Consider the following 13,958-nt stretch of genomic DNA (forward strand, 5'->3'; position numbering starts at 1 on the left):
TTATACACTTCGAGAATAGTTCCGAGTTGTGCGATCGGCAAAAAGGATCTCGATTGATACTCAGATGCAGCCAGACTCAAACGCTCCAAATCAATGGGTTTGATAGAAGCAACAACATTTCCATCCCTCCTATCCAAGTTAACTACAACTGTTTTACACTAGGAATTATCATCTCATTTACCTTTGTCACTGCTAATCTCAATCTTATCATATCTCCTCGAACATGGAAAAACCGTCGAATCTCCTGTTTAAACTCAGCCGCAGCTTATTTGCCGACACCGCAGAACAAGAAAAATTTATTCAGGCTGTTATCAATCCCCAAGCTTTTAATCGTGTCATCTTGTGGCTGCAACCAAAACCCACAGAAAACCCATTTACTGTCGAAATTCCCGTTTCTTGGCAACCGTAATTTGTAAATAGACTTGCCTGAGAATCCCAGCCGGGAAAACATTCCTTACATCAAGCAGGACATTACTACTGTCTAGACTTTTCCTCAATCTTCGCCGCCTCCACCTTATTAACAATACCGCAGCCAATCAAACTAATCTTAGATATGCGCGCCGCCCCGGAGGAAAAAGTATATTTCCTGGAAAACATTAAACCCAGAATTCCTGTTGTGCAACGAAGCCATAGGCAAACGCATGGGAATGTTGATCTCAAATTTAAGACGCTGCCAAATTCTACCATCCGCCGCCGCCAACCTCGATTCAAAAATACTTGCCGAAAAGATGCCACAAACGGCTAATTTAGTAATAGTAGATGCTCCTTGTACTGGTCAATCACTTTGAGCAAAAGGAGACAAAGCACCCGGCTGCTTTCATCATGTCACCATCAACAGCAATGCCAACCGCCAAAAAATAATTTTAGCCAATTCTGCTAAAATTGTAGCGTCCCAAGGTTATCTTGCATACATGACCTGCACTTATTCAACCGCAGAAAATGAACAAGTCAGCCAATGGCTGTTAAGCAAATTCCCCGATTTTCAGCCAGCCTCTGTTCCTCATTTAGAAAAATATCGATCGCACCTGACAGAAATTCCTTGCTATCGGATGTGGCCGCAAGATAGACTAGGAGCAGGAGCTTTCACTGTTTTGTTTCAAAACACCTCCGATGGAGAGAGAAATCAGCTACCAGCAAATTTTCGAGATTTAGCTCCTTTTACCAACCTCTAACTATCCGCGTCCATCCCCGTTCATCTGCAGTTAAAAAAGTCTTCTTCCCTGAATCTAACTAAAAAATGATATTATCCAAATTATCCAAAGCAATTAAAAGACAACTCAAACTAGCGATCTGCATTTTAATTACCTTAAATCTGCTAATATTAAGCGGCTGTCAAAACAGCACAACCCCAGCCTCAAAAAACGGCGAACCGCTCGAACTCACACTGTGGCACGGCATCAATCCCCCGCCAAACCGCGACGTATTTCAAACCCTCACAGACCAATTCAACAAAACACATCCCAACATCCAGATCAAACCAGTTTACATCGGTCAGCCAGACCAACAACTCCCAAAAATACTAACAGCAATAGTTGGAAATGCACCGCCGGATTTGCTGTGGAATGGCCCCTCAATTGCAGGAAAACTAGCAGAACTCGACGCCATTGCGCCCTTAGAAAACTGGCTCGACAAATCGCCCCGGAAAGCCGAAATTGACCCGGCACTCTTCGAGTCAATGGAACTCAGCGGACATACTTGGTCAGTTCCCCTAGGCACAAACAACGTCGCCATATTTTACCGTCCCAGCTTATTTGCAGCAGCAGGAATCAAAAAAGTGCCGCAGAATTGGGCGCAATTAAAGCAAGTAGCCCGATCGCTCACCCAAGACACCAACGGAGACGGCCGCACAGACCAACACGGCATAGTGCTCCCCCTAGGCAAAGGAGAATGGACAGTATTTACCTGGCTGCCATTCATGTTCAGCGCAGGCGGCGAACTCAAAGGCGAAATACCTCAAAATCCTGTACCCCAAATAGATAATCCCGGTTCTCACGCCGCCTTAGAATTGTGGAGCGACTTGTTAAAAGAAGGTTCAGCAATATTGTCAGCACCCGAACGCGGTTACGAACTCGACAATTTCATCGCCGGGAAAGTCGCCATGCAAATCACCGGGCCGTGGACGCTAGCACAGTTGCAGCAAAGCGCGATCGACTACGCAGCAATGCCTTTACCGCTCCTCAAACGCCCTGCAGCCGTCGTAGGGGGTGAAAACATATTTTTAATGAAAACCTCGCCAGAACGAGAGCGAGCAGCCCTAGTATTCTTAGAATACGTTATAGGTGAAGAATTCCAAACAGCATGGGCATTGGGAACAGGTTATTTACCCATTAACTTAAAATCGAGACAGAGCCAAGCTTATCAAAGCTTTGTGGAAAAAAACCCTGTTTTGCGAGTATTTTTAGAACAAATGAAGTCAGCCAGAGCGCGACCCATTATATCAGGTTACTCCCGCCTGTCAGAAAACCTCGGTCGCGCCATAGAGGCAACCCTTCTCGGCCGCAACCCCCAAGACGCGCTTAAAGAATCTCAAGAGCGTTTGACACTAACCTTAGATATTGCAACAGCCAAAGAGAAATAGACAAAAAAATTTTTTTTCCTGTAATATATCCGCTTTCACTGTATTCGATCGAAAAACTTAAAACCTCGATTGATGGTTAAAAATCTAGTGAAAATCACTACAGCCTGCAATTCTAATCAGAAACCGTGTTTATTGCCCGAAACTTACCTAAAAGCAGAGATTTTACGTCGCTGTTATTGGTATTTTAGGTATTATTGATCATGGTGCAAGATGTTAGGGTAAATTGAGTTACGATGGCCCGATACAAAAAGACACCCGCTCTCGCTCGATAATAAATTTTTAACAAAAACCAAAATTTACAAACCAATTGCTTAGCCATTAGAGATATATTTACAAAAAAGCGATACTCCCGAAATTCATGGGCAGATTTGATCAAACAAAAAAACCGCTCCCTCAACGGCACCACAAAAAGTTAGCTCAAAAGCTTCTCCCACTACCTACCACCCATGACCTACTATCACCTAATAGAAACATTTTCTCTACCCTGTGCCTGTCCCGTGCCACATCCTGAGATCCCAACAACCGTCCACCTTTTCCCCAAACGACAATGCAGACAAAGTTCCTTAACGCAATCAAAGGACATTCCTGGCGGTACTTCCTCGCAGTAGGCGCGATCGCCCTGGTCTACTATTGGGCATCACAATTCGCCATTTCCACCCTCACCCTCAGTTCAGAAATTTACCCGATGTGGCCAGCAGCAGGAATTGCCCAAGTCGCCCTGCTGCTGTTTGGGCGACAACTGTGGCCGGGAATCGCGATCGGAGGCTTCCTGTTCAGCATGAACGTACCGTCGGCCAACATCGTCACGGCATTGATCTCGGCAGGCGCCAGAAGCCTGCAAGCGTGGACGGGAACTTATCTACTCCAAGGCCTTAACTTTAGCGCCGGGCTCGATCGGCTCAAAGACGTTTTAGGAATAGTCGGGCTAGCAGCCTTGGGATCTACCCTGATCAGCTCCACCATCGGCAGCATCCTCGTATGCCTGAGTGGTATATCTAGCTGGAGCGATTTTGGCACGATTTGGGGGACTTGGTGGGTCGGAGACGCTATGGGAATTGTGCTCGTCGCCCCGCTGCTGCTGACGTGGCAACAATTGCCCAAAGTCCCCACCCATCGCAAACAGATAGCTGAACGAGCGATTTGGCTGCTGCTGCTACTAGCAGTCGGATGGCTCGTCTTTTGCTCCCGCACCCGCGCCGCCTACGCCCGCTATCCCCTCGAATACTTACCATTTCCCCTAGTAGTTTGGGCTGCTTTTCGATTCGGTCAGCGCTACACCGCCCTCTCCAACCTCATCCTCTGCGGCTTCGCCATCTGGGGTATCGCCCGAGGCAGCGGCCCCTTCCTCAAACACGCCAGCAGTATCCCCCAAGCGCTGTTATCCCTGCAAGCCTTCATCGCCGTCATCGCCGTCACCGGCTTAGTCTTAGCCGCCACCGTCGCCGAACGCCACCAAGCAGAAGCCTCCCTGCGCGCCAGCGAAGCCAGCCTCGCCAACGCCCAGCGCATCGCCCAGCTAGGCAACTGGGACTTAGACCGCAACGGCCAGCAATTGCGGTGGTCAGAGGAAATTTACCGCATCCTGGGACAGCAACCGGGAACTTTTGAACCCAGCCTGGAAGCCTTCTTGGAATACGTACACCCTGAAGACAGAGAATTAGTCAAAACCTCGATCGAAGCCGCTTTATTTCAGCAACAACCTTACAGTATCGATTACAGGCTCATACTCCCCGACGGTAGCAACCGCACAGTCTACGAACAAGCCGACGTCAACTCCCTCTACATCACCAGCACCGTCCAAGACATCACAGACAGAAAGCAAGCCGAAGCCGCGCTGCGTTCTTCAGAAGAAAGATTTTCCAAGGCCTTTCACGCCTCCCCAGTCGGGATCAGCATCTGCACCCTCACAGATGGATGCTTCCTCGATGCCAACGAAAGCTTTTTGCGCTCATTAGGCTGGCTGCGGCACGAATTTATCGGCCGCACTCCCAGCGACTTAGGTATATTTCTCAATTCAGAAGACGGGGGGAGGCTCGCCCAGATTTTGCAATCACAAAATTCGATCAGCAACCAAGAAATCAAAATTCGCACCAAAGCTGGCGAAGTGCGTGACTGGCTGCTGTCAGTGGAACTCATCCACCTCGGCAGCACTCAGTGCGTTTTAATCATGACCACCGACATCACCGAACGCTTGCGTTCCGAAGAATTCCGCCGGGCCGCATTAGCCGCCGAAGCTGCAAATAGATCTAAAAGCATTTTTCTCGCCAACATGAGTCACGAACTCAGAACCCCCCTCAACGCCATCATTGGCTACAGCGAGATTCTGCAAGAAGACGCCCGAGACCTTGGTGCCGAAGAGTTCATCGACGACCTCCAGAGAATTAACACGGCCGGTCAGCACCTACTCGCGCTGATTAAAGATATTCTCGACTTGACCAAAATTGAAGCAGGCCGCACCGACTTGCACGTCGAAACCTTCACCATTCCAACTCTGGTTGAGGAAGTAGTTGCCACGATCGCGCCGATGGCAGACAAAAATAGCAATATTGTAGAAATACAATGCCCCGATGATATTGGCTCAATGCAGACCGACTTGACTAAACTCCGGCAGTCTCTGCTCAACCTCCTCAGCAATGCCGCGAAATTTACTTGCTCCGGTGCGATTACCTTCGCCGTTACCCGATCCGGCGAAATCCCCGCCGACGCTGCAAACAAAGGCAAAAAACTTGGAGCGTATAGAGGAGGTGGCCAAGCTGAAAATAGCTTGTCTCTCTTATCTTCCCCTCAAGATTGGATCATTTTTACGGTCAAAGATACCGGCATTGGGATGAGTCCCGAACAGTTAGCCAGAATCTTTGAGCCTTTCACCCAAGCCGATTCCTCAACTACTAAGAAGTACGGCGGCACTGGTTTGGGGCTGACGATTACTAAGAAATTCTGCGAAATGATGGGCGGAGACATTACCGCATTCAGCGAGGTGGGCAAAGGTTCTACTTTTACTATTCGGCTGCCAGCTATTTTCACCGACCTTTCAATTTCAACCGAAAATTCTGATAAATAATAATTTATTGACATTTCTTTTCGAGCGTTGCCGGTTTTATTAGCCTCCGCAATTCGCTGATTCTTTCGCTAGCAGGTATCGAGATTTTAAACATATAGCCAAATCATTAAAGCCGTTAGGATATAATTAGTGCAGTTTAAAATTTTTTGGATAGCAGAGATGCTCAATAGGCTTTTCGATCAAACCTAGGATTTGCTTGATCCCGTAGCTTTAGACTAACTGTATAGCTGCGTATATATAATATTATTAATTAAAAAGATATACTGTAGAAAGTTGCCTACAAAGCGCCAGAAATTATGCATCCCGACCTCCAGCGCCAACTCGAACAGCTCGGTTTAGCCAGCGAGTCTCCCCCTCCCACTGCCGAGCAGTGGCAGCTATTCTTAGAGCAGGTAAGTTGTAGCTACGACGGAACCCGGAGCCAGCAGGAACCGCTGCTGCAAGCTTGTTTGAGTTCCCAGTCGGTGACGCAGCAGGATTTTGCCTCCTCGCCCCAGTCCCCTCAAGACTCTCCAACAGCTTCAGAATTCGATCGACTGCGGGCGAGTGTCAACAGTTGGGGAGCGGGATTGTGTATCCTTGACGCGAAGGGCTGTGTAATCTCGGTAAATCCAGAGGCAGAACGCTTGCTGGGATGGCGAGAATCGGAACTTGCAGGCTTTTCTCTGCTAGAGTGCATCGGGAAGCAAAAGAAAGGTAACAAATCCCAAGTTTTGACGGCTACGAAACAGTCGCCCAGCAATACTGAAGATGGGACGATCGCATCTACACTAGATTTACAACAGGCGATCGCTTCCAGTCAACCTTGCAACAATTGGGACGACGAGTTTTTGTGTCGCGACGGCAAGATTTTACCAGTTTCCTATTTTTTCCATCCCGCAGTTGAGGGCAGCGAAATATCAGTCTTGGTGTTTTTTGACATTAGAGAACACAAGCAATCGCTCTCGATACTGCAAGCAGTTCTAAAATCTACAGATGCAGGAATTCTGGCGGTTGACAGAAACGGCAATATATGTAATTATAATCAGAAATTTCTAGAGATGTGGGGTTTGTCCGCCAGCCAAGGAACGTTGAGCCGATCGACCATCGGCACAGTCAAAAACACGCTCAAAACAGGATTGCCCTTCGCCAGGGAACAATTAAAAGACCCGCAAAGATTTCTCGAAAACGTGATCAAAGTGTCGGCAGATTCAGATACTCAAATCAGCGAATTATTAGAATTTAAAGACGGAAAAATTTTTGAATTAAATTCGTTGCCATCAAAAGTCGGAGCGGAAACAGTCGGTAGAGTCTGGAGCTTTCGAGACGTTACCGAACTCAAAAAACTAGAAGAATCTTTGCAGTATCGAATAGAATTCGCTCAGTTGATTGCCCGTTTGTCAACCCATTTCATCAGCCAGCCCTTATCAGAAATAGACAAAGGCATCGATCAAACCCTGGAAGCGATAGCCACCTTGAGCGGGTTTGACCGCAGTTACATCTACCTGTTATCTGAAGACAAAACCCGCGCCGACAAAACCTACGAGTGGTGTGGCGAAAGCATTCCGGCAGTCAAAAACAGCACCGACAAACCAATAGACATCGCACAAATCCCTTGGATTGCCGAAAAACTCGATCGCGCCGAATGCCTCTATATTCCAGAAATCGGCGAACTCCCGCCCCCAGCCATCGCCGAAATTGTCTATTTGATCGGTCAAAATCCAGCCCAATTCCAAACAGACTCCCCATCCCAAACAGTTAATCAAACAGCAACCGCCTCAATACCTTCGAGTGGCGCTTCCCTAAATAATTTAGAATTTAAAAAACAGCTAAAAAATATTAAATCGCTGATAATTATTCCCCTAATTTGTAGTAAAAACCTAGTAGGATTTCTCGCATTCGATGGCTTAAAGCCAACAGCAGGTGGAGCAACCGAAATATCCACAATATCCACACAGCTAAAAATGATAGGAGAAATGCTCGCCAATGTCCTAGAGCGCAAGCGAGCAGAAGCAGCCTTGAGACAATCCGAAACAAAATACCGCAGCATCTTTGAAAACGCAGTCGAAGGCATATTCCAGACAACGCCGACCGGGCACTACCTCAGCGGCAATAGCGCACTAGCCCGAATTTACGGCTACGAATCCTGTACCCAAATGCTCGCGGAACTCACCGATATCAACCGTCAATTTTACGTTAACCCCCATCGGCGCGCCGAGTTTATGGCCCAATTGGGCGCGCGCGGCCAAGTGTCAAAATTTGAATCCCAAATATACCGCCGAGACGGTAGCACAATCTGGATTTCTGAAAACGCCCGCAGCATCTGCGACGAAAACGGCAGCGTTTTGTACTACGAAGGCACAGTCCAAGATATCACCGATCGCAAACAGGCAGAATCCGCCATGCAGTTGGCCCTAGAAGCAGCAGAATCAGCCAACCGGGCAAAAAGCACATTTCTCGCCAACATGAGCCACGAACTTCGCACACCCCTCAACGCCATCATCGGCTACAGCGAAATGCTTAAAGAAGAAGCCGAAGAATTGGGCAGTTGCGAATCCGTCCCCGACCTCGAAAAAATCTGCAGCGCCGGCAAACACCTGCTGTCCCTGATTGACGACATCCTAGATATTTCTAAAATTGAAGCAGGCCGAATGGATCTCTACTTAGAAACCTTCGACATTCATACCTTAATTGAAAGTGCTGTGGCTACGGCCAGACCACTGGTCGAGAAAAATGGTAATACCCTAGAAGTGTACTGTCCAGACAACTTCGACACCATGCACGCGGACATGACAAAAGTGCGGCAAGTGCTGCTTAATTTGCTCAGCAACGCTGCCAAGTTCACACAAAACGGGAGAATTGCGATCGGAGTGGAAAGAATTAAAAATGAACAATTAAAAATGAAAAATCAAGAGGAATCTTCCCAAATTTTAATTTCTAACTCCGAATTTTTCAGTTTCCGCGTCGCCGACACCGGCATCGGCATGACAAAAGAGCAATTGCAGCAAGTTTTCCAACCTTTCACCCAAGCTGACGCCTCGACTACCCGCAAGTACGGCGGCACCGGTTTGGGACTCGCTATCAGCCAGCGCTTCTGTCAAATGATGGGCGGCAGCATTGAGGCCAGCAGCACCTTGGGCGCAGGCACCACTTTCACCGTGATCTTGCCCAAAGCCATCAAACAGCCGGAAATCCCCAACAAAGTCCGCGACAGCCCTAGCCCTCCGGACGCCCCCGCTATCGGCACGGTGCTGGTAGTTGACGACGACCCGATATCGCGGGATTTAATCCAACGCGCCCTCAGTCGCCAAGGACTGCACGTAGAAGTCGCCGGCGGCGGCGAGCAAGCTCTCCGGCTCGCTAAGCAACTACGGCCAGACGCGATTACCCTCGACGTGATTATGCCCGGAATGGACGGCTGGGCGGTACTCTCAGCGCTGAAGGCAGATCCTGACCTTGCCGAAATTCCCGTAATCCTGCTATCCTTTGTGGGCAACAAAAGCCTCGGCTTTGCATTGGGTGCCTCGGACTACCTCACCAAACCAGTGGACGGCAAACGGCTGGCTGCCTTGTTGAACAAGTACCGACGCGACCAAGACGGGGTTGCAAGTAACAATTTGACCTGTCAGATTCTCATTGTGGAAGACGACGTTGCCACGCGCGAACTACTGCGACGCATACTAGAAACACAAGGCTGGGCAGTAACGGAAGCTGACAGCGGACGCGCTGCTCTCGATCGGCTAAAAGTTGCTCGCCCGCACCTGATATTACTGGATTTGATGTTGCCAGAAATGGATGGTTTTGAGTTGATCGGGGAAATTCGTAAATCCCATTCGGGAGATCCTATACCGATTGTTGTGATCACGGGGAAAGACTTGACACCGGCCGAAAGCCAGCAGCTAAACGGCTACGTCGAGCGGGTGCTACAAAAGGGAGTCTACAGTTGCGATACTTTGTTGCGCGATGTTCGCTCTATAGTGAATGACAGGTTCGATCGCAGGTACGACTCGAAAGGCAAGGAGAACACCAATGGCTAAAATCCTGTTGGTCGAAGATAACGAAATGAATAGGGATATGCTTTCCAGGCGTCTGGCCCGCAAGGGACATGAGGTCTTTATTGCTGTTGACGGTGCTGAGGGGGTGTCGATGGCGCTCGCGAAGGTACCGGATTTGATTCTGATGGATATGAGTCTGCCTGTGCTCGACGGGTGGCAAGCAACGCAGCAAATTAAGGCGGCTCCTGAAACTAGCAGGATTCCGGTGATTGCGCTGACGGCTCACGCCATGGCGGGCGATCGTGAAAAGTGTCTTGCTGCAGGCTGCAATGACTATGACACTAAACCGGTCGAGTTTCCCCGACTTTTGGGTAAAATTGAAACTCTTCTGAAAGAGGCCCTGACATGAAAGGTGACGAGGGCAGCGTGCTGGTTGTTGACGACAATGAGGTAAACCGCGATTTGCTGGCCCGCCGACTTCAGCGTCAAGGCCATCTGGTGACTGTTGCTGAAGATGGTCTCCAAGCTCTGGAAATGTTGCGAAGCGATCCTTTTGATTTGGTTCTTCTAGACATTATGATGCCGCAAATGAACGGCTATCAGGTGCTGGAAAATCTGAAGGCGGACGAGAAGTTGCGCCATATCCCGGTGATTATGATTTCGGCGGTGGACGATATCGACAGTATCGTCCGGTGTATAGAGTTGGGGGCGGAGGATTATCTTTCTAAACCATTCAATCCGGTATTGCTCAAGGCTCGGATTAGCGCTTGTCTGGAAAAGAAGCGACTGCGGGATAAGGAACAGGCGTATTTACATGAGTTGGCTCAGGAAAAGGAAAAGTCCGAGCGTTTGCTGTTAAATATTTTACCGAAGGCGATCGCGCAGCGCCTGAAACACGGGGAAATTACGATCGCAGACAGTTTCGCTGAGGTAACAGTGATGTTTGCCGATTTGGTCGGTTTTACTAAGCTTTCGGCTCATTTATCGCCGGCCCAATTGGTGGAGTTGCTCAACGAAATTTTTTCGGCTTTTGACGAGTTGGCCGAGCGCTACGGACTTGAGAAAATTAAGACGATCGGCGATGCTTATATGGTGGTTGGCGGTTTGCCGACGCCCACCGAAGACCACGCCGAGTCGATCGCCGAAATGGCGCTGGAAATTCAAGCAGCAATGACTAAGATGCGTACCAAGGGAGGTCAGCCGCTCAGCATTCGCATCGGCATCCACACAGGCCCGGTAGAAGCTGGGGTAATCGGTACTAAAAAATTTACTTACGATTTGTGGGGAGATACGGTAAATACAGCTTCCCGGATGGAATCTCAAGGCGTCCCCGGCAGCATTCAGGTGACAGTTGCTACCTACGAACGCCTGCGGGGTAAGTACATTTTTGAGGAGCGCGGCGTGATTCCAGTGAAGGGGAAAGGCGATATGATGACTTATCTGCTTGTGGCCCGAAACGCTTAATTAATCATTGGGCATTGGGCATCGGGTATCGGTAACTAATATCAACAGTCAACAGTCAACAGTCAACAGTCAACAAATCATCAAATGAACGTAAATTCTAACCTTTTAATGTACGCCCAATGGGCGGGAATTCTGACAGTAGCTTTAGCTATTTTAACAGTTATAGCATTTATCTTCAAATGGGGTTTTCGCTTCCGATTGGTAGGAGTGACAAGCTTTATGGGCGTGATTGCTGCGAGTATATTCGGTCTGGGTTTGGGACTGTTTTCCCGTACAGAAATTCCGGGTGCGGTGCGCTATTCTTTAGTTTACGATACAGGCGGCGCTCAAACAGTAGTTACTGTGCCACCTACGATCACGGAATCGGAATTAGAAGCAACGATGCAGCAAGCGGCTGCGGATTTGTACTCTCCAGGGCGCTCTGGAAGGGGCAGAGACTACATGACAATCCGGGTTCGTACAGTGGTACATCCTGAACCTGGGCTGTCGCAGCCGCTATTTTTGGGCGAGGTGAGGCGATCGCTCGCGACTCGTTATGATGACAAAATGGCGATCGAAATCTTCCCCGAAAAAGTTGCTATTCTGAAAAAATATCAAGCTTAAAAGTAGTGATTGCTGGGTGCGCCATGTGCACCCAGCCTTTTGCATAGATTCGATCGCTCTTATTATAATTATCTGCGTTTATCCGTGTTCATCTTCCTTAAATCTGCGGTTGAGCCTATAAAAAACCAAAAATACTAAAAAAATTTATGACTCAAAATACAGAAAAACTACTAAAAGACCTCTACAACGCCTTTAACCCATCTTCTCCTTTGCCAGCAGGCGACCCGCAATATGTTGACTGTGGGGAAGTGCGAGGAGATGACAATATTACCCTAGACTTGGGCCTCAACATTGAGCGTTCAGAACCGATGACTTGCCAGTTGTATGCAGGACATCGCGGTGCTGGAAAATCAACGGAATTGCTGCGGCTACAGCAACACTTGAACAACAAAGGTTATTTTGTAGTTTATTTCGCGGCTGACGCGGAAGATATCAATCCCGAAGATACTGAATATACAGATATTTTGCTAGCTTGCACCAGACACTTATTAGAAGCAATTAAAGAGGCTGACTCCAAGCCTTTGCTCAATTGGATGAAAGACCGCTGGGACGATTTAAAAGATTTAGGGCTAACAGAAATATCTTTTGAAAAATTGAGCTTAGAGGCGCAAATTAGTCAGTTTGCCAAGTTGACGGCGAATGTGAGAACTCAACCGAGTCTGCGCCACAAAATCCGAGAAAAAGTTGAGCCCCAAACACAAACGCTGATTGATGCGCTAAATGAGTTTATTGGCGACGCTAAAAAAAAGTTGCCCAATAAATATTCGCAACTGGTAGCGATTGCCGATAATTTAGACCGGATTGTGCCATTTTCTGCGACAGACGCAGGAGGACGCAGCAATCTAGACCAAATTTTCTTAGACCGCAGCCAACAACTCCAAGCTTTAGATTGTCACGTGGTTTACACTGTACCGATTTCGATGGTGCATTCTAACCGCGCTAATGATTTAAGCGATAAGTACAATACTCCGCAAGTGCTGCCAATGATTCTGGTACAGAATCTAGATGGTAGCCCTCACCAACCGGGACTTGCTAAAATTAAAGAGTTGATTAAGAAGCGGGTGGAAAAAATAGATCCAAATCTATCTTTAGAAACAGGATTGTTTGATACCAAAGAAACCCTAGAACGGCTGTGCTTGATGAGTGGAGGTCACGTTAGGGATTTGATGAAGATGATGCGAGAAGCTGTGAATCAAACACAGAATTTGCCAATTACTGCCAAAGCGGCCCAAAGAGCAATCACGAAAGAGCGGAATGTCTACCGCAAAACTCCCGGACAAGATGAATGGTCAATTTTAGCAACAGTCTCTATTTCTCATCGGATAGTTAATGAAGAAAAGCACCGCAATTTGCTATTTAACCGCTGTATTTTGGAATACCGATATTTGGATGATGATGAAGAAATGCAGCCTTGGTATGATGTTCACCCGCTAATTAAAGGCATTCAGGAATTTAAGGAAGCAGTCGCCGCTCTACCTCAGCCATGAAACCAGAAGCAATTGATTGGGACGAAGATTTGCCACCAGCCGAACCGGAGGAAGAATATCTAACTCTGGTACGCACTCTCAAGCGGACAGATGGCTTTAACTTGTTGTTTGTGGAGTGTTCGCCGGCGGAGGGAGAACGCTGGATTACTAGAGTTAAAACAGATATTCCGCAGCAAAAGATTGAGGTTTTGCGGCTGGAAAAGTCGGTTTATGATTTTTACAATCTAATTGAAGAGTTGCCAAATCGCGATCGCATCAATGTCCTATTCGTCCAAGGTTTAGAATATTCACTTTATGAATACGAACAAGAGAAAAAGGATCTCGGCTGGGAAAGTAAGGATATTTACTCTTACAGTTGGCGGGGAGTGCCGCCTGTTTTAATTAATTTAAACCAGCAGCGAGAACGATTTCGAGATAATTTTAAAATCTGTTTTGTTTTTCTGTTGCCTAAGTTTGCTATTGATTATTTTATTCAGCGGGCACCTGATTTCTTTGATTGGCGATCGAGTCTATTTAAGTTGTCGATGGATGAAGAAAGCTTGCAAGCAGAATCAAAGCAAGCTTGTTCCCAAAGATGGAAGCGAGAAGATTATCTAACTTTGACTCCCCAAGAAAGGAAACGGGAATTGATGAGGATTCAAGCTTTAATTGATGAGGAGGGGCAAACACCAGAACAAAAAGCTGAATTGTTTCACCAACAGGCTTTCTTGTATCGCTTTACTGAAGAATACGCAAAGGCGCTCGCCTCCTACGACAAAGCCTTAGACATCAAACCAGATTATCACGAAGCC

At 47.7% G+C, this 13,958-nt stretch carries 10 protein-coding genes; all 10 read left to right on the top strand.

What is annotated here, in order from left to right; all coding sequences use genetic code 11:
- Window positions 1–223: 223 nt before the first annotated feature.
- On the top strand, window positions 224–409 hold the full coding sequence (locus QUA07_RS15455; RefSeq protein WP_333326530.1) for a hypothetical protein: 186 nt from the start codon (window positions 224–226) through the stop codon (window positions 407–409).
- A 472-nt stretch (window positions 410–881) separates the two neighbouring features.
- A complete protein-coding gene (locus tag QUA07_RS15460) occupies window positions 882–1,172 on the top strand; it encodes a hypothetical protein (protein WP_333326650.1) in 291 nt (96 codons plus the stop codon).
- 65 nt (window positions 1,173–1,237) lie between these two features.
- Complete coding sequence (locus QUA07_RS15465; protein WP_333326532.1) at window positions 1,238–2,578, top strand: ABC transporter substrate-binding protein; 1,341 nt, start codon at window positions 1,238–1,240, stop codon at window positions 2,576–2,578.
- 547 nt (window positions 2,579–3,125) lie between these two features.
- The gene (locus tag QUA07_RS15470) at window positions 3,126–5,639 is read left to right on the top strand and encodes an MASE1 domain-containing protein (RefSeq protein ID WP_333326534.1); all 2,514 of its coding nucleotides are present in this window, start codon (window positions 3,126–3,128) and stop codon (window positions 5,637–5,639) included.
- Between the two features lie 296 nt (window positions 5,640–5,935).
- Window positions 5,936–9,655 carry a response regulator gene (locus QUA07_RS15475; RefSeq protein ID WP_333326536.1) on the top strand — a complete coding sequence of 1,240 codons (3,720 nt, stop codon included), beginning with the start codon at window positions 5,936–5,938 and terminating at the stop codon, window positions 9,653–9,655.
- Complete coding sequence (locus tag QUA07_RS15480; RefSeq protein WP_015177895.1) at window positions 9,648–10,022, top strand: response regulator; 375 nt, start codon at window positions 9,648–9,650, stop codon at window positions 10,020–10,022. Before QUA07_RS15475 ends, QUA07_RS15480 begins: the two co-directional genes overlap by 8 nt.
- Window positions 10,019–11,077, top strand: a complete 1,059-nt coding sequence (locus QUA07_RS15485; RefSeq protein ID WP_333326538.1) for an adenylate/guanylate cyclase domain-containing protein — start codon at window positions 10,019–10,021, stop codon at window positions 11,075–11,077. The genes QUA07_RS15480 and QUA07_RS15485 overlap by 4 nt, the downstream gene beginning before the upstream one ends.
- Before the next feature lie 84 nt (window positions 11,078–11,161).
- A complete protein-coding gene (locus tag QUA07_RS15490) occupies window positions 11,162–11,680 on the top strand; it encodes a Ycf51 family protein (protein ID WP_006631825.1) in 519 nt (172 codons plus the stop codon).
- A gap of 146 nt (window positions 11,681–11,826) precedes the next feature.
- Window positions 11,827–13,167: an ATP-binding protein gene (locus QUA07_RS15495; protein WP_333326540.1), complete on the top strand. Its 1,341-nt coding sequence runs from the start codon at window positions 11,827–11,829 to the stop codon at window positions 13,165–13,167.
- The coding region (locus QUA07_RS15500; protein WP_333326542.1) for a tetratricopeptide repeat protein at window positions 13,164–13,958 on the top strand (795 nt) is incomplete at its 3' end. The genes QUA07_RS15495 and QUA07_RS15500, both read left to right, overlap by 4 nt.

Source organism: Microcoleus sp. T3_A4 (assembly GCF_036700465.1).
GTDB lineage: Bacteria > Cyanobacteriota > Cyanobacteriia > Cyanobacteriales > Microcoleaceae > Microcoleus.